The organism is Pseudomonas sp. AC016, from assembly GCF_979253365.1.
This window is the reverse complement of the sequence record NZ_CEEDCC010000001.1, coordinates 2,020,524-2,043,745: the sequence shown is the minus strand read 5'-3', so window position 1 is coordinate 2,043,745 and position 23,222 is coordinate 2,020,524. Positions and strand designations below refer to the sequence as shown.

Sequence of the window (23,222 nt, the reverse complement as noted above, 5' to 3'; positions counted from 1 at the left end):
GGCGTGCAAGCTTATCAGCCTCGTGCGGTTTGAATAAGAGGGATTATCGTTTGCTGTCACTGAGGTAACGTGTTGTTACGAATTCTCAAGTTCAGTGACGGGGCGTGCTGTCCCGTCAGGCTTCGGTTGCATACTGAAATGATCGAACACCGTCAGCCCTTTACGAAGCGTCTTGCGCACGGCCTTGCTCTGTTCGATCAGCTCGTCGCTGGGGTGTTGCCATTGCTCGGGCGGCAAGGGCTTTGACCAGTCGAGCACGGCCTTGGGAAAGGCTTTCTTCGGCAGGCGTTCTACCCAGGCGGCGATGCGGCAGGGCAGGGTCCAGCCGCTGCAGAACTGGATGAGCAGAAAGCCGAACAGATAGCGTATGTACCAATGATCGTAGCGGTAGCCCTTGCGGCACATGTGGAAGAACTCCACCGTGCCTTCCTCCATGTTCTCGCCCATCATCGGCAACGGCAGTGCGCTCGGGCCTTCCTCCATGTAAGCGCGAATCGCCTCCCACTCGCCGACCGCCATGCCCAGTGTGTAGCTCGGCAAGTTCAGCCATACGACCTGCCCATCCGACGCGTCCCGCAGGCCGATCATCAGGGCGAATTTCTGCTGCGTGCCGTATTCGGTGGCGACCATGCTGCTGCTGACGCAGGCGATGACGTCTTCCCATGGGATGAAGCGGGGCGGTTCTCCGCGCCTGGCGACGTAGGCGACTTCGCGGCGTTGGCGGTTGAAGCGGGTGGGTGGAATGGTGGAGATTGGGTAGATGGCGTGCACGAAGAAGCAGAAATACATCAGCGCCAACCCTCCAGCGAATATCCATATAAAAGGGTTTAGCAGAACGAGTTTGACAAAAAAATCAAAAATGGAATTTCCAAATCTGAAATGGCCATCAATGCTCAACCCAAAACCTATAGTCATCCAGATAATGAGGACAGACATGACGGATCCGATAGAACAACGGACTGCGAACTCTACCGTCGCTGAACTCAGTCCAAAATCTAGATAATTGTCATTAGCGTACTGATGAAGGCTGCGGGAGCTGAACGCAGCGACACCTGTTGGTACGGGCCGTGGTGCAAGGTAGAACACTTCAGTGCCTGACTCATTCTCCGTATCGCCAGCTTGTGGCAACCGGTCGTACTTGTTCTCAGGCATTTTCGCTGACCTTGTTTTTTGCAACTCTGTCGAAATGATCAAACACCGTCAGTCCTTTACGAAGCGTCTTGCGCACGGCCTTGCTCTGTTCGATCAGCTCGTCGCTGGGGTGTTGCCATTGCTCGGGCGGCAAGGGTTTTGACCAGTCGAGCACGGCCTTGGGAAAGGCTTTCTTCGGCAGGCGTTCTACCCAGGCGGCGATGCGGCAGGGCAGGGTCCAGCCGCTGCAGAACTGGATGAGCAGAAAGCCGAACAGGTAGCGTATGTACCAGTGATCGTAGCGGTAGCCCTTGCGGCACATGTGGAAGAACTCCACCGTGCCTTCCTCCATGTTCTCGCCCATCATCGGCAACGGCAGTGCGCTCGGGCCTTCTTCCATGTAAGCGCGAATCGCCTCCCACTCGCCGACCGCCATGCCCAGTGTGTAGCTCGGCACGGTCAGCCATACGACCTGCCCATCCGACGCGTCCCGCAGGCCGATCATCAGGGCGAATTTCTGCTGCGTGCCGTATTCAGTGGCGACCATGCTGCTGCTGACGCAGGCGATGACGTCTTCCCATGGGATGAAGCGGGACGGTTCTCCGCGCTTGGCGACGTAGGCGACTTCGCGGCGTTGACGGTTGAAGCGGGTGGGGGGGATTCTGGAGTGGGGGTAGACGGCGTGGACGAAGCAGCAGAAATACATGAGTGCCAGCCCCCCTGCGAACCCCCAGAGATAATAGTTCGGCAGAAACAGGGTCAGAAAGATTTCAAAAACTGGAGCTCCATGTTCGATGTGATCATGAATTCCTAACCCTATGGAAATCAGTATGAAAGAAATTATGATGGACATAACTGAGCCAATGCTACAACGAACTGCAAACTCAACCGTCGCTGCGCCTAGTCCGAAGTCCAGATAAATGTCATTGGCGTCCCGGTGCAGGCTGCGAGAACTGAAGGCTGAAACACCCGTTGGAACTGGGCGTGGCGCAAGGTAGAAGACTTCTGTTCCGGGCTCTATTTCCGAGTCACCCACTTGTGGAAGTCGGTCGTATTTGTCAGAGGTCATTCAAACGTTCCCTTGTTATCTGTGTTGCTGGAAGTTGGCGGTTCTCTACCGTTTCGTCGATCGATGCGTTGACAGGTTTGCTCACGATGTCCATGCCAAGCGGAATGCGGTAAGTCAGGTAGCCTTCATCGGCTTTCAGGTAAGTTGTTACCAGTGCAGGTTTGACCGCCACACGCACAACCAGCTGCGCGTGATGGCTTTGCCAGCTATTCGGAACTTCCAGTGCAAGAATCAAGGGAGATACTGCGACTATCGAGAGCCCTTGGCGAAGGACCTCGCTGACATCTTGTTTATCGGACAGGTTACGCAACTCGGCCGACCATCGTAATGAAGTGTCGTCGAAGCTGGCCCAAGTCAGACCGGGCAATACCAACTGCAGGCTACGCACAGATTCGCCATCAATCTCACGACGAATCATGCCTTTGTCGATGAAAGTGGGGCGTAAGTTAGCCTCAGCGAGCTTTTGCGCATGAGCGGGCCAATCCCAGCCCTGAGGCTCTTTGCCCCAGAGAGAGCCGAGCAACCACCTCTGTTGGTCATCAAGATTGAAATAGTTGTAAAGCGTCTCGCCGCCTAATTGCAACGCGGCTGAAATAAGCGCCCAAGGGGTCATGTTCATCCAAAATCGCAGGAAGCGTGCGCCTCGGGTTGCCCAGGCCATGTTGGCGACCAGTTTTCGCTCTGCTACAGGTGCTGCTCTGATCTCTCTAAGTAGGCCATATAATTCAATGCCGGCGTTGCCAGTCACTGCTGCAGTAACAACGGTAGATCCGATATCGCCCATCCATGCCGTTCCGGCACCGAGCTTTTCACCTGTGGTGCCAGCGCTGAGTGCCGTATTCCATTTTTCCCAGTTGTTCAAGGTTGTTCCTACAGCACCGATAAGGCTGAATGGCACTATGAACGCCCCCAAACCCAACCCTAGTTTTCCCAGTCGTACGGCAAACAATCCTCCCCTCGTTCCTGCTGGGGTAGTTGGCAGCGCACGTAGTGCGTTGTCGACAATCGCGATATGTGCGGATTGATAAACTGAAAGCGCTGCTGCTAAAGGGGATAGCAGAGCTCCGACTATTATCACCACCTCTCTTAAAGACCTATCCCCCTCCGCTCTCTCCCAAACATCCCAAGCATCCCCCAAATTCCCGATCTGCAACATCATCGCCAGCAACGGAAACAAGCTGCCTTTGAACGCGCTCCCGACAGCCCCCTGCGTCCCGTACCCCCTTGCCGCGCCAGCCCGATAACGCGCAATTTCGTCTTCCAGAACTCGCAACTGCGCGTCGCTGATGTTCAACTTCACCCCGATGGCTCCATTGATGGGTCTGCCGGTAGGGGTGATGGCGGTCTCCAGTTCGCGGCGTACGGCGGCCAGCTGGTTGCGCGTCTGCAGCAACTGTTGCTGGATGTACTGTTTGTCGTACATCAGCTCAGTGCGTTGGTTCGGCGTCAGCGAGCGTTTATTGCTCAGTTTGCTCAGACGGGTTCGCTCGCGGATCAGATCGTTCTCGGCCTCGATCAGGTGGTTCAGGCGCACGAACGCGTCGCGGTATTTCTGCACATCGGTTTCGTTGGCAACGTTCAGCGTGACGGCTTCCTGCTGCATGGCCACCAGCGCGCCCAGGCGCTGCGCCCGATTGTTCTGCTTCAAAAATGTGTTCAGGTGCTGACGCACTTCCGTGTCGTTCAGTTTGCTGTGCATATCCCGCAGCCACTGCTCCATACGCAGGGCGATGGACGGTATGTAGCTGGCGATGACCGCCTGATGCAGCGGGCGTGCGGCTTCAGGCAGATTCAGGCTCAGGGTCCAGTGATGGCCCATGACATGGCTGACCTTGGTGATACGGTCCTGAGCATCGGCAAGCGCTGCGCCAAAGTTTTTGATGCCATCCAGCAGTTTGATCAGGTCGCTCGATTTGGAGCGCAGGAATTCCAGATTCAGGCGTCCATAAAACACCGGCAGGACGTAATGCGGGTTGTCGTGAAAATAGTCGCTGACCCTTTGCAGGCTTTCTTCCGTGCGGCACAGGTCGCGGGTGCAGTTGAGCTCCATGGCCAGTGCGCTTTTCAGCTGGTCAGGATGGTCCGGGTCGAAGTACCAGGCGCTTCGGTAGAGTTCGCTCTGGGTGAACAGGCTGATCCGGTCATGAGTGATGTCATCCAGTCGCTGGGTCCAGCGCCTGAGGTGCGAACGCTCCTGATTCAGGTAGCTTTGCATCTCGTCATGACGAACGAGATCGTTGATGCCCCGGGAACCCAGCCCCACACCGTTCAGCGTACCCTGACTGTTTTTATCCAGCGCTTCGATATCCTCTTCGAGCTCCTCATGGAGCTTTTCGCCCAGCGCCGATCTCATCTGCGCCTGTTTGTTTTCCATGTCCAGCCTGGCAAACCGCTGTTGAAAGCGCTCGTTGTAATCGGCGCCTCTCCTGTAGGCATAGTGGCCGTCGGGTGTCCTGGAGGGCTCTGGCCCCAAACGGTCTTCACGGCGCCACTGGTTACGGGCGTTAATGAAGTCGTAGATGCGCGAGCGCTGCTGCGGCGTGGTCTTCTTGAGCAGTTTTGAATCGGGATTTACCTGACGGGCATTGGTGTCGCCCACGGTCACCAGCGTGTCGATGTAGGTGGCAGTGAGAAAGCGGGTTTCGTTGTTGTTTCGCTCACGCCATTCTTCTATCCAGCCGACTACGGTGTCCTGCTCTTCGGCCAGATCGCGCAGGATGCCGATGCTGTCGTCTAGCACCAGATACAGATGGCTTTTCTCGTGCAGCGGCTTGATCAAGTGCTTGAACTCGCCAATGTGGGCTTCGCGAAACAGAGGCTGATGCTCCCAGACGTAATCCTGCTGTTCTGCCTGCGAGATATCGGGTGTGGCGCATTGCTGCGCAGGCTGCTCGGCCAGTTCGGCGAGCTGCTCACTGACCTGCTTCTGGACCTTCAGGTGGACGCCGCCTTTCAGGCAGTCAGCCTTTGCCAGATCGACTTTTTGCATGAAGTAGAAACGATCCGCAGCGTTGCCAAGCGCCTGGGCACATTTGGCTGCGGTCCATTGCAGTTCCGAGTAGGCAACATGCAGGATGCTGTCGTTTGGGAAGACCAGCGCGTGTTCTCCCGTGCTGTTCTGCCGAATGTCCTGAACAACCTCCGCGCCTTTCCAGAGCAGCTTGCTCGGGACGCCGTTTTCAACTCGGTATTCATGCAGGTAGCCGCTGCGTTCTTCGATCACATACAGGTAGCCGTCCCGAAGCAGACGCAGACCCAAGGGGCGTTTGAGGCGCGCGTAAATTTTCGAATCCGGTTTGCTGCCAAGCCGTTCCACCCGTCCGTAGCGCAGTGGAAGCAACTGGATGTTGTTGGTGGGGGCAGGGCAGGTGTTCGGTCTACTGTGCGAATCGACATGTTCCCTGGCCCTGGATTCCCAGTAGGCCTTGTCCTTGGCAGGCAGTGTTTTTGGATTGTCTTGCGAGTTCATTGCGATGCTCCTTCCTGCTGCCGGGCGTCCAGCACCACGAGCCAGTGGGCCCGCTCGATGCGCTGTGAGGGGGTCAACTCAGAGGTGTCGCGCAGCAGTGCCCTGATCTCCGGATGAGCATCCTCAGGCTGATCGGCGAGAAAGAGGACGACGTTGGCGTAATGGAAGATGTCGGCTTCACTCTTGAAGCCTTGTTCGTAGGCAGTGCTGGCCAGCCTGTGCACCTGTTCGTAGCGCGTCTTCAATGACACGTCGGGCAGGTAATCCGGAAAGAAGCGGCGCAGATGCTGATCGAGGTTGACGACGGTCAGGCGAAACATGACGTCGCCCAACGCATCGATCTGCTCGGCGCTCAAGCGATAAGGGATTTTCGGATCATGGGACATCGATTCGCCGATGCGTTCGTGACTGCCCCACTGTTCGGTCATCCTGTCGGGTGCGTAGACATAATCGATAGGGCCGAACAGGCGATTGTCGAAGTGCCCCGGATGCATGCCGAACAGGGCGTTGGCCAGTGACGTGTCCGAAAGGTTCATGTAGCAGGTCTGGCCTGTCGGCATCTCGACAAACATCAGCCAGCGCAAATGGTCGATGACGGTTTTCCGGTCTGCCGGGCTAAACAGCAATAGCCCCCATTCCTCGCGCGCATGGTCGAGAAAGCGCGCGAGCATCGGATCATAGGGATCCTCCAGTTGAATCAGCGCAGGAGAGACATCCAGGCTCTCGCTGAGCCGGGTCTGCAAAAACAGCATCGTGCGGACCCCGCTCAGCTCCCACTCGGCGATCCTCCTGTTCAGGTTCGGAACGCTCATGGGGTTGAGCAGCAGATAGGCATTTTTCGACCACGGCAGGTCGTGGGGACCGGTTTCAAACTCGGGCATGAGCGCGCCTTGAAGAGGGCATGAGGCGCGGATAGTCGGTGGTGCAAGAGGTGCAATCAATACGCTGGAAGGGGTTTGGGAAAGGCCCTACAGGCAGCGCTGAAAAGTCACTGGCAGGTCATGCAAATCGTGTCATCCAGACAAAAAAATGCCGGTCAGCAAGACCGGCATTTGGGTACATACAGACAGCGACGGTGGATCAGAACTCGTGGTCAGCGTTGTCCGGGTTCAGATCGGTGATGCCCAGCTTGCCTGCGGCCTGCTCGATAGCGCCGGTCTGCTTGACCAGTGCGGCGATGGCGTCACGAACAACCTGATTGCCAGCCGTGTTGCCCGCTGCGATCAGTTGATCGAAGTGCTCGCCCTTGTTGGCATGGTCGACGATGACCTGCAGCTTGGCCTGGGTATCGTCCAGGTCGGCGCGCAGGGTGGCGTCGGTCGCAGGGTCTACCTTGGCCACCAGCGACGACAGACTCGGGCCGCTGATCCTGGTGCCGTCGGTGCGGGTGTATTCGCCCAGGTAAACGTTGCGAATGCCCTTGCCGTTGTAGAAGTGCGAGTTGTGCGTGTTGTCGCTGAAGCAGTCGTGTTCGTCTTCGCTGGAGTTGGCTTCCAGCGCCACTTTCATGCGCTCGCCCGCCAGTTCGCCCAGTGACAGGCTGCCCATGCCGAACAGCATCTTGCGCAGACCGTCGACGCCGGATTCGGCTTCCAGCGTGGCGCGGTAGTTGTCGGCAACGCCGGCTTTCCAGTTGCCGGACATTTCTTCCAGGTCGCTGACCAGCAGGTCGGTAACGGCTTTCAGGTAGGCACGACGACGGTCATTGTGGCCGCCGGTTGCGCCAGCGCCTTCCAGGTAATCGCTGGCTGGACGGTTGCCGGCACCAGGGCCGGTACCGTTCAGGTCCTGGCCCCACAGCAGGAATTCGATGGCGTGGTAGCCGGTGGCAACGTTGGCTTCGGAACCGCCCAGTTCATTCAGGCTGGCGAGTTTCTCTGAAGTGATCTGCTTGACGTCGACCTTGTCTTCGCCCACCTGGATTTCAGTGTTGGCGATGATATTGGCGGTTGCGCCAGGGTTGCCCAGTGCGTGCTGGTAGTCCTTGGCAACGTAGTCGATCAGGCCTTCGTCCAGCGGCCAGGCGTTAACCTGTCCTTCCCAGTCGTCGATGATGGTGTTGCCGAAGCGGAACACTTCGCTCTGCATGTAAGGAACACGTGCGGCAACCCAGGCGTCGCGAGCGGCCTTGAGGGTTTCGTCGTTCGGCTTGGCCAGGAACGCATCAACCGCAGTGCTCAGTTTTTTGGCACCGGCTTCGGCATCGCTGAAAACAGCGGAAACCATGTTCGCGTAGTTGGCGACCACAGCCTTGGCGGCGGCGTCATCGGTCTGGGCTGCGGCAGGCGTGGCGGGTGCAGCCGGTGCTGGCGCGGCGGCCGGAGCAGCAGGCGCAGCCGCGGCCGGTGGAGTTGCAGCCTTGTCCTTGCCTTCGCCACAACCGGCGAGAGAGATAGCGATGGCCAAGAGACTGGCGGTTGCCAAAGGCATACGAATCATGACGGAATCCTGCGTTCATAGGGGTGAAGGCGCAGAGCGCCCAGAAAATCTGCGACATAATGCGAAAGATTTGCATTCGATGTAAAGGCAAAACGCCTGTCGAGTCGCGAACAGCTACCCGAGAGCTTGTAACAGTCGGTTTCGGGATATTACGAGGACAGCTTTATTCGGGCGTGCAGCGGTGTGAGGCCGGTTCAGAGAATGGCGGCATTGTTGCGCTGATCCAGCTTCAGGAACGCCAGCAACTCGCGTGCGGGCAGCGGCTTGCTGTAGAAATAGCCCTGGCCTTCATGGCAGCCTTCAGAGATCACATAGGCTTCCTGCTCGACCGTTTCGACGCCTTCGGCAATGACCTGCATGCCCAGACTCTTACCCAGTTGAATGATCGCACGCACGATGGTTGCGTCGTCATCATCGTCGATCAGGTCCTGGACGAAACTCTTGTCGATCTTGATCTTGTCCAGCGGCAGGCTTTTCAGGTAGCTCAGGGAGGAGTAACCCGTGCCGAAGTCATCAATCGCAATCAATGCTCCGGAGCGACGCAGGCTGAGCAGATGCTGGGCAGCCGTGGTGATGTCCTCCATCAACCCGGTTTCGGTCACTTCCAGCTCAAGGCTGCGGGGTGGCAGGCGGTAGATCTGCAACAGGTTGTTCACCACGCGGGGCAACTCGGCGTGGTGTAGCTGCACGGTGGAGAGGTTGACGGCCATACGCAGATCCGTGAAGCCCTGATCGTGCCATTCGCGCAACTGCCGACAGGCCTGGTCCAGCACCCATTCACCCAGCGCAATGATGGTGCCGTTCTGTTCGGCCAGCGGAATGAACACGTCTGGCGGCACCAGGCCGTGCTCGGGGTGCTGCCAGCGGATCAGTGCTTCCACGCCGACGATCTGATGGTCGCGATAGCTGATCTGTGGCTGATAGACCATGTACAGCTGATTGCGCGGCAGGGCTTCGCGCAGGTCCTTTTCCAGTTCGCGGCGCCGACGCATCTCGCAGTCGACGCTGGCGATGTAGAACTGATAGCGATTGCGCGATCTGGCCTTGGCCAGGGTCATGGTCTGCTCGGCCTTTTGCAGCAGCTTCTCGGGGCTGTCGCCATCCTCCGGGAACAGCGTGATACCGATGGTTGCGCGCAGCCGAATGGACTGGCCATCCACGGTGAAGGGGGCCTCGAGTTCATCCAGTACGTTCTGCGCCAGCTCGGCCGCTTCGTAAGGCTCTGCGATGTCCGCCTGGACCAGCGCAAACTGATCACCACCCAGACGTGCCAAGGCTCCCAGTCGACCGCTGTGGGCGCGCAACCGGTCCGCCAGGGCCAGTAGCAGCTGATCGCCCGCCTGATAACTGAACTGCTCGTTGATGCCCTTGAAGTCATCGAGGCCGACACACAGCACAGCGACCCGATGCTGTTGCCGCCCGGCGTTCTCCAGAATCTTCTCCAGGCTCATCTGCAACTGCACCCGGTTGGGAAGGCCGGTCAGGAAATCGTATTGCGCCATGCGTTGCAGGTTGTTTTCGGCTTCGTGGCGCAGGTAGGTATTACGTTCGATGGAGGCGAGCAACTGGTTGGCCGTATTGACCCAGATACCCAGCTCGTTCTTTTCATGACCCTTGAGCAGGGGCAGCTGATGCTCGCTGGGGCGATCAGGGTTGATGGCGGTCAGGTGTTCGATGATTCGAGACAGCGGCTTGGTCAGCAGCCAGTGATAGACCAGGTACAACACGAGACCCATCGCCAGCGCCCGCAGCACGCCGGAGATAAAAATGATCACGGCATTGATGATGAAGCCTTCGCCGTAGTTGGCGGTGTCCAGTGTGATGCGCAGATCGCCGTAGTATTCACTGTACGGGCTGCGTCCGACCAATTGCGTGGTAAAGCTGCGCTCCTGACCCAGAATGAGATCCGTGAGCCAGCGCGTTGAAGAGGTTTTAAGCGGTCGGTCTTTTTCGGCCAGCAGGGTTTCGTTCGGATGTCCGATGGAGGCCATGCGCACGGCATTGTCCTGAAACAGGCCTTCGATGACCTGCATGCCCATTTCCCGGTCCAGGCTGTAGACCGCCTGAGTGGAGGGGTCCCTGAACATGTCCAGTATGCGTTCGGCGTCGCTCACCACTGCCTGGCGGGTTTTGTAGGCGTCGTAGACGATCTGCGCGCAGCTCAATACCACGCCGACGAAAAACGCCGACAGCAGCACCACGCGCAGCAACTTCACCGACAAGCTGTTCTTGAGTTCCAGCTTCAATGGCCGTTCCTTAATCCAAGTCGCAGGCGTATCGCCCTGTCACCCTCGAAAAACGGATGATCGAGACGGTCGAGCCCGGTTGATCCCTCTTTTCTGCGCCGCTGCCTGGGACCCACGGACTCGTGCAATCCTAGTGTGTCGGGCGGCTGCGCTTGTAACTTGAGCGTAACGCTGTAAAAGAACTGTTGCGTGATATTAGTCAGCTAACGTTTTCTGGCAATACATGACGTTACAGTTGTACATGAAAAACCGCCATATTCACGCATTTGAGTGACACATTCGCGGTGCCTTCACGATATTGAGGGGCTTGCCTCCTGTCACACGCGTGCCGAATGCAGGCAATAAAAAACCCGGCGCAAGGCCGGGTTCTTGATGACGCTGGAAATCAGGCGGCGTATTGCTTGGCCACGAAGTCCCAGTTCACCAGGTTCCAGAACGCTTCTACGTACTTCGGACGCACATTGCGGTAGTCGATGTAGTAGGCGTGTTCCCAGACGTCGCAGGTCAGCAAAGGCTTGTCACCGCTGGTCATCGGGTTGCCCGCACCAATGGTGCTGGCCAGCGCCAGGGAGCCGTCAGCTTTCTTCACCAGCCAGCCCCAGCCGGAGCCGAAGGTGCCGATGGAAGTCTTGCTGAACTCTTCCTTGAACTTGTCGAACGAACCGAACGCAGTGTTGATTGCGTCAGCCAGCGGGCCGGTAGGCTCACCGCCACCGTTAGGCGACAGGCATTCCCAGTAGAAGGTGTGGTTCCAGACCTGAGCGGCGTTGTTGAAGATGCCACCCGAGGAGGTCTTGACGATTTCTTCCAGAGTCTTGCCTTCGAACTCGGTGCCTGGCACCAGGTTGTTCAGGTTCACGACGTAGGTGTTGTGGTGCTTGTCGTGGTGATATTCCAGCGTTTCCCTGGAAATGTGCGGCTGCAGAGCATCGTGGGCATAAGGCAGTGGCGGCAATTCAAAAGCCATGGTTTATCTCCTTTCAGGTCATTTGCGGTTATCGCACGGCCGATCACGGGCGGCCGGATACAGCATGCACCGGGAGTTTTACTCTTTTGCGGCGCAGACCCCGGACTATAGCACCGGCCCTGCGGCATAACCACGCAACAACTGTGTGGGAAAGAGGTTCCAGCGTTGTCGACCCAATGGCCATGAAAATCACTCAAGCGCTACGAATCAACTGCACGGCAACGGTAAACATCATCACCGCGACCATGACGTCCAGCAGTCGCCAGGTTGCAGGTCGGGCCAGCCAGGGCGCGAGCCAGGCTGCGCCGATGGCAAGGCACGAGAACCACAGCAGCGAGGCGCTGGCGGCACCGACCACGTAGGCTTCGGGTACGGCCTGCTGTGCACCGAGCGATCCGATCAGCAATACCGTGTCCAGATAGACATGCGGATTGAGCAGGGTCACGGCCAGCGCGCTGAGCAACACGGCGCGCCGCGACTTCGTCCCGGTGGCGGCGCTGTTTTCCAGGCCCTGTGATGAACAGGCGCGACGCAGGGCCTGCAGGCCATACCAGCTCAGGAATGCCACGCCGCCCCAGCGCGCAACGGCCAGCAGGATAGGGTTCTGCGCCAGCACATTCGCCAGGCCGAACACGCCGGCAGCAATCAGCAGGGCGTCGCAGACAATGCACACCAAGGCCACCGGAACATGGTGCTCACGACGCAGCCCCTGGGCCAGAACGAACGCGTTTTGCGTGCCGATGGCCATGATCAGGCCCGCAGCCACGAGCAGCCCGTTTAAATAGCTTTGCCACATCAGATGCGCTCCGGCAGTCAGTTCAGGTGGCGATTCTGGCGTCAGAAGCGGTATAAGGAAAACCAATAATCCTGATCACTCATTAGGAAAGCTGATGTTTGACTACAAGCTGTTATCGGCGCTCGCTGCCGTCATCGAGCAGGCCGGGTTTGAACGCGCCGCCCAGGTATTGGGTTTGTCCCAGTCGGCCGTATCCCAGCGCATCAAACTGCTGGAGGCGCGCATTGGTCAGCCGGTGCTGATCCGGGCCACACCGCCGAGCCCGACCGACATCGGGCGGCGATTGCTCAATCATGTGCAACAGGTTCGGCTGCTGGAGCGTGACCTGCAAAGCCAGGTGCCCGCGCTGGACGAGGAAGGCATGCCGGAGCGACTGCGTATCGCCCTGAACGCCGACAGCCTTGCCACGTGGTGGGCGCAGGCGGTCGGGGATTTCTGCGCCGAGCATCATCTGCTGCTGGACATGGTGGTCGAGGATCAGGACGTCGGACTCAAGCGCATGCGTGCAGGCGAGGTGGCAGCGTGTCTGTGTGGCAGCGAACGGCCGGTGGCCGGCGCACGCAGTCAGTTGCTGGGTGCCATGCGCTACCGTGCCCTGGCGTCGCCCTCGTTCATCGACCGGCATTTTGCCGATGGCGTAAGTCCTGAGAAACTGGCGCGCTCGGCGGCGCTGGTCTTCGGCCCCGATGACTTTCTGCAGCACCGCTATCTGGCTTTGCTTGGGGTCGAGGGCGGTTTCAAGCATCATCTGTGCCCTTCATCCGAAGGCTTCATGCGCATGATCGAGGCCGGACTTGGCTGGGGGTTGGTACCTGAATTGCAGGTCAGCGAGCAAATACGCAGCGGTGTACTGCGCGAACTGCTGCCCGCCCGCTACATCGATGTGCCGCTTTACTGGCATCACTGGCGCAACGGCGGCCAGTTGCTGAGTCGCCTGACCGAGCATCTGGCACAAAAGTCGGGTCGCTGGCTGGTGCCGCCTGGCGGCAAGTGAGCGTCAACACGTTCATATATGAAAACAATGCGGGTAGGGTTTGTCCTGTCCCGCAGACGCGTCAATGGAGCGGTAAATGAAGATTCTGGTTACCGGCGCAAGCGGCTTCATCGGTGGACGCTTCGCGCGTTTCGCCCTGGAGCAGGGCATGAGCGTGCGGATCAATGGTCGCCGAGCCGAAGGCGTCGAACATCTGGTCAGACGGGGTGCCGAGTTCGTGCAGGGCGACCTGACCGACCCGCAACTGGTCCGGGCGTTGTGCGATGACGTGGACGCTGTGGTGCACTGCGCAGGTTCTGTCGGTGTGTGGGGGCGGCGTCAGGATTTCATGCTGGGCAACGTGCAAGTCACCGAAAACATTGTCGAGGGCTGTCTGAAACAAAGGGTGCCGAGACTGGTCCATCTTTCGTCGCCTTCGATCTATTTCGACGGTCATTCGCGCCAGGGCATCAAGGAAGAGCAGGTCCCCAAGCGTTTCCACAACCATTACGCCGCGAGCAAGTACCTGGCCGAGCAGAAAGTATTCGGCGCGCAGGAGTTCGGGCTGGAAGTCATCGCCCTGCGGCCCCGCTTTGTTACAGGGGCGGGCGACAACAGCATTTTTCCGCGCCTGCTGCGCATGCAACAGAAGAAGCGTCTGTCCATCGTCGGCAACGGTTTGAACAAAGTGGACTTCACCAGCATGCAGAATCTTAACGAGGCCATGTTAAGCAGTCTGCTGGCCACCGGTTCTGCGCTGGGCAAGGCCTACAACATCAGCAACGGCGCGCCGGTGCCGTTGTGGGACGCCATCAATTACGTGATGCGGCAGATGCAGTTGCCTCAGGTCACCCGTTATCGTTCATACGGACTGGCTTATACCGCTGCCGCGATCAATGAAGGGGCCTGCATGCTGTGGCCGGGGCGACCTGAACCCACGCTGTCGCGTCTTGGAATGCAGGTCATGAACAAGGACTTCACGCTTGATATCAGCCGTGCCATGCATTATCTGGACTATCAGCCACGTGTCAGTCTCTGGGCTGCGCTGGACGAGTTCTGCGGCTGGTGGAAAGCCCAACAATCGAGCTGAGTCGGTAGTGGCACATTGAAATATCATCAGGTGCCCTTGGTATACTCGCCAGCTTTGGTTTCAACAGCTTCTTGAAGGGTTGCTCATGCGTAACGATCCATATGACGACATCGATGACGTCCCAAGCCTCAGTGCCAAAGACGACGATGATGATTTCGTGCCGGAAAAAGGCGCACGCGAGCGCACGACGGTCTACTCGCGCACAACGCCAGTGGTCAAGGTCAAGGGACCGAGCACCGGTCCGCTCTGGGCGTTGGTCGGCGCGTTGTTCATTGCCTTCTGCGGCCTGGGTTGGTGGAGCTTTCAGCAGGTTTCGCTGATGGAACAGCAACTGGTCGCGACGCAGGAAAGCTTTGCGCGCATCAGTGAGGAAGCGGCGGGGCGCCTGCAGGATATTTCCGGCAAGGTCGTGGCGACAGAATCGCTTTCCAGCGACGGCGAAGCGCTCAAGCAGCGGATCAAGCTGCTGGAAGCGCAACTGGAAGATCAGGACAAGCAGCGCGAAGGCGTTGAGGGCCAGCAAAGCAGCCTCGACAAGCGATTGGAACAGATGGCTGCGCAAACCACGCAGCAGCAGACCGAAAACGCTCAACTGCAGGAACAGCTCAAGGGCGTGGTCACCGAGCTGACCGCGCTTAAGGCCGCCTTGCCTGACCTGAAAACCGCGCAGGCGGATCAGGGCAAGCTGGACACCCAGCTCAAGAGTCTGGCCGCCGATGTCGCGACCCTGAAGAAACAGGGCAATCCTTCCGCCGCCGTCGAGCGGCTCGAACAGGACCTTATCGTGCTCAAGAGCGAACAGGAGAATCGCCCGGCCCCTGCGGCTGCGGGCAATACCGCCGAGTTCGATGCCTTTCGTGCTCAGGTGACGCGCAACATCAATACCCTGACCAGCCAGATCCAGAACCTGTCACAACAGCTCAACGCCCGTCGTTGAAGCCATGCGCCACCGGCCGCCGTATGAGCGGTCGGTGGCGTTTTTATTCTTCCGTACAAAAAAATCCTGCTCCCTAAATAAATATGGAATCGCCAGCAAGAGGCCCCTTTACCCTTGCGTCTCTATTTATTACATGGAGTTTTCGCAATGAAAGGAATCAATACGAAAGGCCCGGTCACGATAGCGGCCAATGAGGCGCTCGATGAGCCTGTAGTCACCTCTTCCGCAACACACAGCGTCGAACCGGCAATAACGCCCGGCGAACCCATGGTCAAGCCGCCGGCCAAGCCACCTGTGAAGCCGCCAGTCAAACCTCCGGTCAAGCCGCCAGTGAAGCCGCCGGTCAAACCCCCGGTCGAGCCGCCTGTAAAGCCGCCAGTCAAACCTCCGGTCAAACCGCCAGTGAAGCCACCGGTCAAAGCGCCGATCAAGCCACCCGTAAAGCCGTCCGAAAAACCGCCGGTTGAGATGAAGATGCCTGCCGACCCTGCGCCACCTTCGCGGCTGGAAAAGCTGCTGAGCATCGTCAACACCGCGACCGGCGTGCTGCAACTCGTTCATCCGCTCAACAGCGTGTTCAACCCGGACGGCACCGTGACTCACCCTGACGGCAGCGTTGCTGACACCAAAACCCAAACCGTCACTCGTCCCGATGGCACCGTTCAGAGCATCGACGGTACGACGGTCCACGCCGATGGCAGCACCGAACACCCGGATGGCAGCGTTCTGCACAAGGACGGCACCTGGGTGTTTGCCGACGGCTCGGTCAATTACCCCGACGGTCGCTGGAAACATGTGGATGGCACCGTCACTGACGCAGACGGCACTGTGATTGGTGTCACGGAGCCTGTCGCTTCCAAGTGACCGGACCCGTTTCCCGAGGCAATAAAAAACCCTGACGCTCACACGTCAGGGTTTTTGTGCTGCCAAGCGCTGATTACAGGCGCGGGTAGTCGATGTAACCGACCGGGCCCTTGGCGTAGAAGGTCTCCGGATGCGCTTCATTCAGTGGCGCATCATTGGCCAGACGCTCCGGCAGGTCCGGGTTGGCAATATAAGGAACGCCCCAGGCCACTGCGTCGGCCTTGCCCTCTGCCAACCAGGCATTGGCGCTGTCCTTGGTGAACTTCTCGTTGGCGATGTACACGCCGCCGAAGTCTTTCTTCAACTGTGGGCCGAGGCTGTCACTGGCATCACGCTCGCGTGCACAGATGAATGCAATCCCGCGCTTGCCCAGCTCTTTGGCGATATAGCTGAAGGTTTCGGCCAGGTTATCGTCGCCCATGTCATGCAGGTCGGCGCGAGGCGAAAGGTGTACGCCGACACGGCCAGCGCCCCAGACGTCGATGGCAGCGTCCGTCACTTCCAGCAGCAGGCGGGCACGGTTTTCCAGCGAGCCACCGTACTGGTCGGTGCGCTGGTTGGTGCTGGTCTGCAGGAACTGATCGAGCAGGTAACCGTTGGCGCCGTGAATTTCCACGCCGTCAAAACCTGCGGCCTTGGCGTTTTCCGCGCCGACACGGTAGGCGTCGACGATGTCACCGATTTCCGCCAGCTCCAAAGCACGTGGCGTCGGATACGACGTGATAGGGCGCACCAGACTCACATGGCCTTCAGGCTGGACGGCGCTCGGCGCAACCGGCGCTTCACCGTTCAGGTACTGCGGGTGAGAGATACGGCCCACGTGCCAGAGTTGCAGGACAATACGCCCGCCTGCGCCGTGCACGGCCTTGGTGATGTTGCTCCAGCCGCGCACCTGATCGTTGGACCAGATACCGGGTGTGTCGGGATAGCCGACGCCCATCGGCGTCACGGAGGTGGCTTCGCTGATGATCAGGCCGGCCGATGCGCGCTGCACGTAGTACTCGGCCATCAACGCGTTGGGCACACGGCCTTCGTCGGCGCGGCAGCGGGTCAGCGGCGCCATGATGATGCGGTTTGGCAGTTGCAGATCGCCAATCGTGATCGGGTCAAAGATAGTCGTCATGTGTCGAATCCTCTTAATTGATCAATGAGTTGCCGGGGCCAGATCGGGGTTGCCGGTCTGACGGAAAGTAATCAGGGTGATGAGCAGCGCGAGCACTGCAAGGGCCGCGGCGGCCAACGGCACGCGGGTCAGGCCCAGGCCATGGGCAATGACGCTGCCGCCGATCCAGGCACCCAGTGCGTTGCCGACGTTGAACGCGCCGATGTTCAGGGTGGACACCAGATTGGGTGCGGCCTTGCCGAAGGTCACCACGTTGATCTGCAACGCAGGTACAGCGGCGAAGGCGGCAACGGCCCAAAGGAAGAGGGTGATTTCAGTCGGGATCAACGCGGCGCTGGTCCAGCTCAGCGCGGTGGAAATCACGGCCATGGAAATGAACACGGCAATCAGCGTTGACGACACCTTGCGGTCGGCCATCCTGCCGCCGATCACGTTGCCGACGGTCAGGCCCAGGCCGATCAGTAGCAGCGTCCAGGTCACGCCCTGAGGGGACACGCCGGTCACATCACCCAGCAGCGGTGCCACGTAGGTGAACAGCGCAAACATCGACGCTGAAAACAAGGCGGTCATGGTCAGCGACAACCAGATCCCGGCACCCTTGAGGGCGGCCAGTTCGGCACGCATGTCGAGCTTCTCTTCGTCACGATTGGTGGGCAGAAAGCGGATCAGGCCGATCAAGGCAATCACGCCGATGACCGTCACAGCCCAGAAGGTCGAGCGCCAGCCTGCGTATTGACCCAATGCCGTGCCCAGCGGAACGCCCAGCACGTTGGCCAGCGTCAGACCGGTGAACATCAGGGCCACGGCAGAGGCGCGACGGTTGGCGGGCACCAGACCTGCAGCGACCACCGAGCCGATGCCGAAGAACGCGCCATGACACAGCGCAGTCACTACGCGTGCAAACATCAGCACGTCATAGTCGCTGGCCAGTGCGCAAAGCAGATTGCCGACGATGAAAATGCCCATCAGCGTGACCAGTGCGGCCTTGCGTGGCAGCCTGGCCGTGGCCATCGCCATGAACGGTGCACCGATGGCGACGCCGAGCGCGTAACCGGTCACCAGCCAGCCTGCACCGGGAATCGACACACCCAGGTCCGCAGCGACATCGGGCAGCAGACCCATGATGACGAACTCAGTGGTGCCGATGGCGAAGGCGCTCAAGGCCAGAATGAATAGCGAAAGAGGCACGGGGGCGTCTCCTTGAAAAGTGGATAGGTCAGGCCGGGTTGTTCAGCTCTTGCACCAGAGCCTCAACAAACGCCTGGATGGTCGCTTCATTGCGCCTGAAGAAATGCCACTGGCCGACCTTCTTGCTGCTGATCAGACCGGCCCGTTGCAGGGTCGCCAGATGCGCAGAAACGGTGGACTGGGAAAGCCCGGCACGTTGATCGATCTGCCCGGCGCAGACGCCGTGCTCGATCGAGTGTTCCTGAGAGGGAAACGTGGCGCGCGGGTCCTTGAGCCAGGTCAGGATCTCTCGGCGGACCGGATGGGCCAGCGCTTTGATGATGTCGTCGAGGTCGATGGGCATGTCGTTCTCACAGGCGGTGTAGCGATATATCGCGATGGAGCGAACCTTATATCTGTATTTCGCGATATACAAATATGATTTTGGACTTAGCTCATCAAGAATCGGTATATCGGGTTATATCGATATATGGACCTGAGCCTGAAAAGCGGCGTACGCTTGTCCTCATGAATTATCTGGCGCATCTCCATCTTGGCGGTCATCGACCCGCCCAATTGCTCGGCAGCCTGTACGGCGACTTTGTCAAAGGCCCGCTGCCGGGGCGTTTTCCTGCGGAGCTTGAAGCGGCTATCCGGCTGCATCGCAGCATCGACGCATTCACTGACAACCATCCGCTGATCAAGGCATCCATCGCCCGCTTTCCGGCCCAGCGGCGTCGCTATGCAGGCATCATGCTCGATGTGTTTTTCGACCACTGCCTGGCGCGTGACTGGCATCACTATGCGGACCTGCCGCTGGAGGTCTTCACGCGCAAGGTTTATGGCGTACTGGCTGCCGAGCCGCAACTGCCGGAGCGGCTGGCGTTGATCGCACCGCGCATGGCGGCGCAGGACTGGCTGGGATCGTATCGGGAGTTCGGCGTGTTGGAGCAGGTGTTGGGCGGGATTTCCCGGCGTCTTTCAAGGCCGGAAGGGCTGGCAGGCGGCATGCAGGAACTGCAGGCGCTTTACCAACCCCTCAGTGCGGACTTCGCTGAGTTCTATCCGCAGCTGCAGGACTTCGCTCAGGCGGCCCTGGCAGGGCGCGAGACCACTTCGCTCGGCTGAGCACTTTCGCCGAACAGCGCGACCTGAACCGCCTGCTGTGCCTTGTAGGCCAGAGCGGCGCGTTCCTGATCGGCGGTCTGAATAGGCGCGAGCAAGTGAATATGCACATCGCTCTGTTCGTTGGCGAACAGGCGGCGCAGGTGCGACAGCAGGTCATCGTCACCAATGAACGGCGCAATCGGGTCGGGCTTGCCGTCACGGGAATAGGCAATCGCGACCGGCTGAATCGCCACGCCCGCTTCGATGGCGCTGGACAGCAAACGACCATGGAACGTGCGCAGACTCTTGCCGTCAGTGGTCGTGCCTTCCGGGAAGATCAGCAGCGCATTGCCCTGTTGCAGGTGGCTGCTCATCTGCTTCTGGATCAGTCGACTGTCACCCGAACCGCGACGGATGAACAGCGTGCCGGCTTTCAGCGCCAGCCAACCTGCAACCGGCCAGGTCCGCACTTCAGCCTTGGACAGAAACGACAGCGGGGCAAGCATGCCCAGCAGTGCAATGTCAGTCCAAGACACATGATTGCTGACCCACAGCATCGGCTTGCGCGGCAGCTCGCCTGTGACGGTCACGCGAAACGGCAGGGCATGGGTCAGGCGCGCCATGAACCAGCGGCTCCAGCGCTGACGGCGCTCCATGGAGCTGCCGACTTTCAAGCGCTCCAGTACCGCAAAGGCCCCGGCAATTGTCAGCCCCAGCGCAACCACCAACAGCACTCTGACCACGCGGACATAGCCGCGTACCCGGCTCATCACACCGCCGCCTTGAAGTGACGGGCGTAGCGTGGGCACAGGTCGTCGCGCTTGAGCAGGATGAACACGTCGGCGACCTGGAAGTCTTCGTCCCAGCACGGCTCGCCGCAGATTTTTGCACCCAGGCGCATGTAAGCCTTGAGCAGCGGTGGCATCTCGCAGATCACGTTGCTCGGAATGTCGAGCGCGGGCAGCGGGTTCTTCGGCTCGGCGCGCAGGTGCTCGTTGCACAGGTAGCGTTCACGCAGGCGCTGCATGATCGCATGGGCCTGAATGCCGCCGTCCTGCATCGGGATACTTGCGCAACCCATCAGGTAGCTGTAGCCGCCTTCGTTCAGCACTTCAGCCAGCTCGCTCCACAACACCGCAATGGTGCCGCCGTTGCGGTAGGCCGGATCCACGCAGGTGCGGCCCAGCTCCAGAATCGGGCCTTGCAGATGAACCAGCCCGTGCAGACTGAATTCCTCCTCACTGTAGAAGCGACCCAGTGTCGTGGCCGCCTTGTGATCGAGCAATCGTGTGGTCGCCACCAGTCGCCCGGTGTTCAGATCACGTACGCCGATGTGCGAGCAATGCACGTCGTAGTCGTCGATATCCAGACCTTGTTCGGCACCGTTTAGGCGGGCGTTGAACTCCTCGCTGAACACGCTGAAACGCAAGGCCTGTGCTTCCTGCAAGGCTCGCGCTCCCGTCAGGCGCTCGGCCTGAAGACGGCGTTCAGAAGTGTTTTCACGAATGCGTGCGATCTGGGTCATACGAATCTCCATGAGCCAGCCTTACAAAATGGCCGGTCGACTGAATTGTCCAAGCGCTTTGCTGTAGTTGCAGGCTAGGGAGATGCCGTGTCATGCCCATGAAGCTTTGGTGATGGTTGTGTGACGGCCGCAGAGCGCGTGATCCTCCGCGCTTCGCGTCTGCTGTTGAAGTGACGCAGAGCGTCACAGGCGGCATGCCCACGCGGAGCGATGGGCACGATCAGTGTTGAGGCAGACTTGTGTATAACGATGAGCGCGGAGCGTGGGCACGATCGGGTACAGATGCCAGCCCTCACACTGATCGTTCCTACGCTCCGCGTGGGAATGCCACCCAGGACGCTCTGCGTCCGCTCTTGAATGTGGCGCAGATGCGCGCCCAGGCTCCAGCGTTATCCACGTCATGCGCTCGGCTCACCGAATCCGCAGTCTGTGCCATTTGTGACGCAGAGCGTCACGGGCTGCATGCCCACGCTGGAGCATGGGCACGATCAGCGTGCTGGCGATCACCGCTCGTTCCCACGCTCTGCGCTCGGCGTTATACACAAGTCCTGCTGGAGGAATACGATGATGATCGTTCCTACGCTCTGCGTGGGAATGCCTCCCAGGACGCTCCGCGTCCGCTCTGGAATGTGGCGCAGATGTGTGCCCAAGCTCCAGCGTTATCCACGTCATGCGCTCGGCTTACTGAATTCTCAGTCTGTGCCATTTGTGACGCGGAGCGTCACGGGATGCATGCCCACGCGGATGGGCACGATCAGGCACTCAGCCGCACGCCTGTCATAAACCCCTGCTACTGTGCCCGGATCATTTTGCGAGGACTCGTCATGCTGTCTCGGTTGGCTCGCTTGTTTCTGTTGGTAGTCCTGGGTGCAAACGCATTGAATGCACAGGCCGAAACCTGGCCCGGCGAGCAATGGTCTTCCCGACCGGCCCCCCGCAGCGCCGCACTCGATGCACTGGAAACCTACGCCTTCCCGACTCGCGACGAAGCCAACCGCACAGGCGTGCGCACCGATGCGCTGCTGGTGATCCGCGACGGCGAGATCGTCTATGAGCGCTATGTCGGTGTGACCAACGCAGAAACCCCGCACCTGACCTGGTCGGTCAGCAAAAGCATTCTCGCGACCGTTCTGGGCGTGGCGTTCGGAGACGGGCGCTTTCAACTGGCAGACCCGGTGGCGAAGTTCTACAAGCCCTTCAGCGCTCATCCCGACATCACCGTTCAAGACCTGATGCACTGGGCGTCCGGTCTGGATTGGCAGGAAGATTACGAATACGCGCCGCTCAACTCTTCCGTCGTCGCGATGCTGTACACCCGCGGTCGCAACGACATGGCTCGCTTCACCGCCAGCCACAAGGCCGCCACGTCACCCGGCACGCGCTACCTGTATTCCAGCGGCGACAGCACGGTGCTGGCAGCCGCCTTGAAAGGCATGGTCGGAGCAGAGGCCTACCCGAGCTATCCCTGGACCGCACTGTTCGAGCCAATCGGCATTCGCAGCGCTGTCTGGGAAACCGATGCCAGCGGTACCTTCGTAGGCTCGTCCTACGCCTACATGACCGCCCGGGATCTGGCACGCGTCGGCCTGCTGATGCAGCGTGGCGGGCAGTGGCAGGACAAACCTTTGCTCAACAAGGCATGGATGGACTTCGTATTGACGCCGTTCAAAGGCGAGCAGATTCAGGCCAAGGTCGAAGTGCCCGGCGGCCAGTGGTGGCTCAACCGCACGGCCGACGGAGGCAGCGGCCCTTGGCCAGATGCGCCCGCTGATACCTTCGCCGCGCTCGGCCATTGGGGTCAGGCGCTCTACGTGATCCCCAGCCAGAAACTGGTGATCGTGCGCTACGCCGATGACCGCGACAGCAGCTACGATCACGACCAGATGCTCAAACGCATCCAGGCAGCGTTCGGCAAGGAGAACGGGCAATGAGTAATCGTCGAGCGTTCATCCTGCGTCGTCCCTTCACCAGTCTGCTGCTGTTGCTGCTCGCGGCGCTGGCTGTACTGATCTTCCAGTACCGCGTCGCCCTGCAGGCATTTCCGACCATCATCAGCGCGTACACCGCCAAGGAATACTGCTCGTGCCGCTACGTGGTGAACAATCCCGAGGAGTACTGCCGGGCCTACGTCAAACAGTACGTGCCCAGCACGCTGATCGATGAACCCCAGCAGAAACGTGTGATCGCCAGCGGTCTTGGACGTGTCAGCATCGCCGCCTGGCAAGGGCCGCTGGAAGGTTGTCGCCTGTTGCCGGAATCGCCATAACAGACGCTGGACGAACGGAGCGGTTTGCCAGCGGTCTGACAGGCGGATAAGGT

Annotated in this window: 20 protein-coding genes; 7 read left to right on the top strand and 13 right to left on the bottom strand. The window is 59.6% G+C overall.

Going from position 1 to position 23,222, the window contains the following annotated elements; all coding sequences use genetic code 11:
* Nucleotides 1-75: 75 nt before the first annotated feature.
* From AC0IXS_RS09045 to AC0IXS_RS09010, 8 genes are all read right to left on the bottom strand, one after another.
* Nucleotides 76-1,152 (bottom strand): DUF6708 domain-containing protein, encoded by a 1,077-nt coding sequence (locus AC0IXS_RS09045; protein WP_471824427.1) that lies wholly within the window; start codon nt 1,150-1,152, stop codon nt 76-78.
* A complete protein-coding gene (locus AC0IXS_RS09040; protein ID WP_471824426.1) occupies nt 1,145-2,200 on the bottom strand; it encodes a DUF6708 domain-containing protein in 1,056 nt (351 codons plus the stop codon). The genes AC0IXS_RS09045 and AC0IXS_RS09040 overlap by 8 nt, the downstream gene beginning before the upstream one ends.
* Nucleotides 2,190-5,669: a toxin VasX gene (locus AC0IXS_RS09035; protein WP_471824424.1), complete on the bottom strand. Its 3,480-nt coding sequence runs from the start codon at nt 5,667-5,669 to the stop codon at nt 2,190-2,192. The genes AC0IXS_RS09040 and AC0IXS_RS09035 overlap by 11 nt, the downstream gene beginning before the upstream one ends.
* Nucleotides 5,666-6,550 (bottom strand): DUF4123 domain-containing protein, encoded by an 885-nt coding sequence (locus tag AC0IXS_RS09030; protein WP_122669047.1) that lies wholly within the window; start codon nt 6,548-6,550, stop codon nt 5,666-5,668. The genes AC0IXS_RS09035 and AC0IXS_RS09030 overlap by 4 nt, the downstream gene beginning before the upstream one ends.
* A 199-nt stretch (nt 6,551-6,749) precedes the next feature.
* Nucleotides 6,750-8,108, bottom strand: coding sequence for an imelysin family protein (locus AC0IXS_RS09025; RefSeq protein ID WP_025996365.1), 1,359 nt, complete (start codon nt 8,106-8,108; stop codon nt 6,750-6,752).
* Between the two features lie 194 nt (nt 8,109-8,302).
* Nucleotides 8,303-10,354: a putative bifunctional diguanylate cyclase/phosphodiesterase gene (locus tag AC0IXS_RS09020; protein WP_057408206.1), complete on the bottom strand. Its 2,052-nt coding sequence runs from the start codon at nt 10,352-10,354 to the stop codon at nt 8,303-8,305.
* Nucleotides 10,355-10,739: 385 nt separating this feature from the next.
* On the bottom strand, nt 10,740-11,321 hold the full coding sequence (locus tag AC0IXS_RS09015; protein WP_025996364.1) for a superoxide dismutase: 582 nt from the start codon (nt 11,319-11,321) through the stop codon (nt 10,740-10,742).
* Between the two features lie 193 nt (nt 11,322-11,514).
* The gene (locus AC0IXS_RS09010; RefSeq protein ID WP_057408205.1) at nt 11,515-12,117 is read right to left on the bottom strand and encodes a LysE/ArgO family amino acid transporter; all 603 of its coding nucleotides are present in this window, start codon (nt 12,115-12,117) and stop codon (nt 11,515-11,517) included.
* 94 nt (nt 12,118-12,211) lie between these two features.
* Between AC0IXS_RS09010 and AC0IXS_RS09005 the strand changes: the two genes are divergently transcribed.
* The 4 genes from AC0IXS_RS09005 to AC0IXS_RS08990 all read left to right on the top strand — a co-directional run bounded on the left by AC0IXS_RS09005 (nt 12,212) and on the right by AC0IXS_RS08990 (nt 15,981).
* Complete coding sequence (locus AC0IXS_RS09005; RefSeq protein ID WP_122669045.1) at nt 12,212-13,111, top strand: LysR family transcriptional regulator ArgP; 900 nt, start codon at nt 12,212-12,214, stop codon at nt 13,109-13,111.
* 76 nt (nt 13,112-13,187) lie between these two features.
* On the top strand, nt 13,188-14,180 hold the full coding sequence (locus AC0IXS_RS09000; protein ID WP_004881447.1) for an NAD-dependent epimerase/dehydratase family protein: 993 nt from the start codon (nt 13,188-13,190) through the stop codon (nt 14,178-14,180).
* An 85-nt stretch (nt 14,181-14,265) separates the two neighbouring features.
* Nucleotides 14,266-15,117 (top strand): ATPase, encoded by an 852-nt coding sequence (locus tag AC0IXS_RS08995; protein ID WP_025996361.1) that lies wholly within the window; start codon nt 14,266-14,268, stop codon nt 15,115-15,117.
* Nucleotides 15,118-15,264: 147 nt separating this feature from the next.
* Nucleotides 15,265-15,981 (top strand): hypothetical protein, encoded by a 717-nt coding sequence (locus AC0IXS_RS08990; RefSeq protein ID WP_057408203.1) that lies wholly within the window; start codon nt 15,265-15,267, stop codon nt 15,979-15,981.
* Nucleotides 15,982-16,054: 73 nt separating this feature from the next.
* On the opposite strand, the gene AC0IXS_RS08985 is transcribed toward AC0IXS_RS08990, so the two are convergent.
* Genes AC0IXS_RS08985 through AC0IXS_RS08975 form a run of 3 tightly spaced genes read right to left on the bottom strand, consistent with a single transcriptional unit; the run spans nt 16,055 to nt 18,635 of the window.
* Nucleotides 16,055-17,104: an alkene reductase gene (locus tag AC0IXS_RS08985; RefSeq protein WP_043304932.1), complete on the bottom strand. Its 1,050-nt coding sequence runs from the start codon at nt 17,102-17,104 to the stop codon at nt 16,055-16,057.
* A gap of 21 nt (nt 17,105-17,125) precedes the next feature.
* Nucleotides 17,126-18,292 (bottom strand): MFS transporter, encoded by a 1,167-nt coding sequence (locus AC0IXS_RS08980; protein WP_025996358.1) that lies wholly within the window; start codon nt 18,290-18,292, stop codon nt 17,126-17,128.
* Nucleotides 18,293-18,320: 28 nt separating this feature from the next.
* Entirely contained in the window at nt 18,321-18,635 is a 315-nt protein-coding gene (locus AC0IXS_RS08975; protein WP_057408201.1) for an ArsR/SmtB family transcription factor, read from the bottom strand.
* Nucleotides 18,636-18,799: 164 nt separating this feature from the next.
* On the opposite strand from AC0IXS_RS08975, the gene AC0IXS_RS08970 reads away from it, so the two are divergent.
* Entirely contained in the window at nt 18,800-19,399 is a 600-nt protein-coding gene (locus AC0IXS_RS08970) for an acyl carrier protein phosphodiesterase (protein ID WP_122407733.1), read from the top strand.
* On the opposite strand, the gene AC0IXS_RS08965 is transcribed toward AC0IXS_RS08970, so the two are convergent.
* Nucleotides 19,357-20,148: a lysophospholipid acyltransferase family protein gene (locus AC0IXS_RS08965; protein ID WP_004881435.1), complete on the bottom strand. Its 792-nt coding sequence runs from the start codon at nt 20,146-20,148 to the stop codon at nt 19,357-19,359. The genes AC0IXS_RS08970 and AC0IXS_RS08965 overlap by 43 nt on opposite strands.
* The gene (gene olsB / locus AC0IXS_RS08960; protein WP_004881433.1) at nt 20,148-20,903 is read right to left on the bottom strand and encodes an L-ornithine N(alpha)-acyltransferase; all 756 of its coding nucleotides are present in this window, start codon (nt 20,901-20,903) and stop codon (nt 20,148-20,150) included. Before olsB ends, AC0IXS_RS08965 begins: the two co-directional genes overlap by 1 nt.
* 824 nt (nt 20,904-21,727) lie before the next feature.
* Here olsB and AC0IXS_RS08955 point away from each other — a divergent pair.
* Nucleotides 21,728-22,834 (top strand): serine hydrolase domain-containing protein, encoded by a 1,107-nt coding sequence (locus AC0IXS_RS08955; protein WP_122669043.1) that lies wholly within the window; start codon nt 21,728-21,730, stop codon nt 22,832-22,834.
* Complete coding sequence (locus AC0IXS_RS08950; RefSeq protein ID WP_004881429.1) at nt 22,831-23,169, top strand: hypothetical protein; 339 nt, start codon at nt 22,831-22,833, stop codon at nt 23,167-23,169. Before AC0IXS_RS08955 ends, AC0IXS_RS08950 begins: the two co-directional genes overlap by 4 nt.
* Nucleotides 23,170-23,222 lie beyond the last annotated feature (53 nt).

Excerpts from the sequence above, each read along its gene's own strand:
- AC0IXS_RS09045 (WP_471824427.1), bottom strand. The coding sequence starts at position 1,152 with ATGCCTGAGAACAAGTACGACCGGTTGCCACAAGCTGGCGATACGGAG.
- AC0IXS_RS09040 (WP_471824426.1), bottom strand. The coding sequence starts at position 2,200 with ATGACCTCTGACAAATACGACCGACTTCCACAAGTGGGTGACTCGGAA.
- AC0IXS_RS09035 (WP_471824424.1), bottom strand. The coding sequence starts at position 5,669 with ATGAACTCGCAAGACAATCCAAAAACACTGCCTGCCAAGGACAAGGCC.
- AC0IXS_RS09030 (WP_122669047.1), bottom strand. The coding sequence starts at position 6,550 with ATGCCCGAGTTTGAAACCGGTCCCCACGACCTGCCGTGGTCGAAAAAT.
- AC0IXS_RS09025 (WP_025996365.1), bottom strand. The coding sequence starts at position 8,108 with ATGATTCGTATGCCTTTGGCAACCGCCAGTCTCTTGGCCATCGCTATC.
- AC0IXS_RS09015 (WP_025996364.1), bottom strand. The coding sequence starts at position 11,321 with ATGGCTTTTGAATTGCCGCCACTGCCTTATGCCCACGATGCTCTGCAG.
- AC0IXS_RS09010 (WP_057408205.1), bottom strand. The coding sequence starts at position 12,117 with ATGTGGCAAAGCTATTTAAACGGGCTGCTCGTGGCTGCGGGCCTGATC.
- AC0IXS_RS09005 (WP_122669045.1), top strand. The coding sequence starts at position 12,212 with ATGTTTGACTACAAGCTGTTATCGGCGCTCGCTGCCGTCATCGAGCAG.
- AC0IXS_RS09000 (WP_004881447.1), top strand. The coding sequence starts at position 13,188 with ATGAAGATTCTGGTTACCGGCGCAAGCGGCTTCATCGGTGGACGCTTC.
- AC0IXS_RS08995 (WP_025996361.1), top strand. The coding sequence starts at position 14,266 with ATGCGTAACGATCCATATGACGACATCGATGACGTCCCAAGCCTCAGT.
- AC0IXS_RS08990 (WP_057408203.1), top strand. The coding sequence starts at position 15,265 with ATGAAAGGAATCAATACGAAAGGCCCGGTCACGATAGCGGCCAATGAG.
- AC0IXS_RS08985 (WP_043304932.1), bottom strand. The coding sequence starts at position 17,104 with ATGACGACTATCTTTGACCCGATCACGATTGGCGATCTGCAACTGCCA.
- AC0IXS_RS08975 (WP_057408201.1), bottom strand. The coding sequence starts at position 18,635 with ATGCCCATCGACCTCGACGACATCATCAAAGCGCTGGCCCATCCGGTC.
- AC0IXS_RS08970 (WP_122407733.1), top strand. The coding sequence starts at position 18,800 with ATGAATTATCTGGCGCATCTCCATCTTGGCGGTCATCGACCCGCCCAA.
- AC0IXS_RS08965 (WP_004881435.1), bottom strand. The coding sequence starts at position 20,148 with ATGAGCCGGGTACGCGGCTATGTCCGCGTGGTCAGAGTGCTGTTGGTG.
- olsB (WP_004881433.1), bottom strand. The coding sequence starts at position 20,903 with ATGACCCAGATCGCACGCATTCGTGAAAACACTTCTGAACGCCGTCTT.
- AC0IXS_RS08955 (WP_122669043.1), top strand. The coding sequence starts at position 21,728 with ATGCTGTCTCGGTTGGCTCGCTTGTTTCTGTTGGTAGTCCTGGGTGCA.
- AC0IXS_RS08950 (WP_004881429.1), top strand. The coding sequence starts at position 22,831 with ATGAGTAATCGTCGAGCGTTCATCCTGCGTCGTCCCTTCACCAGTCTG.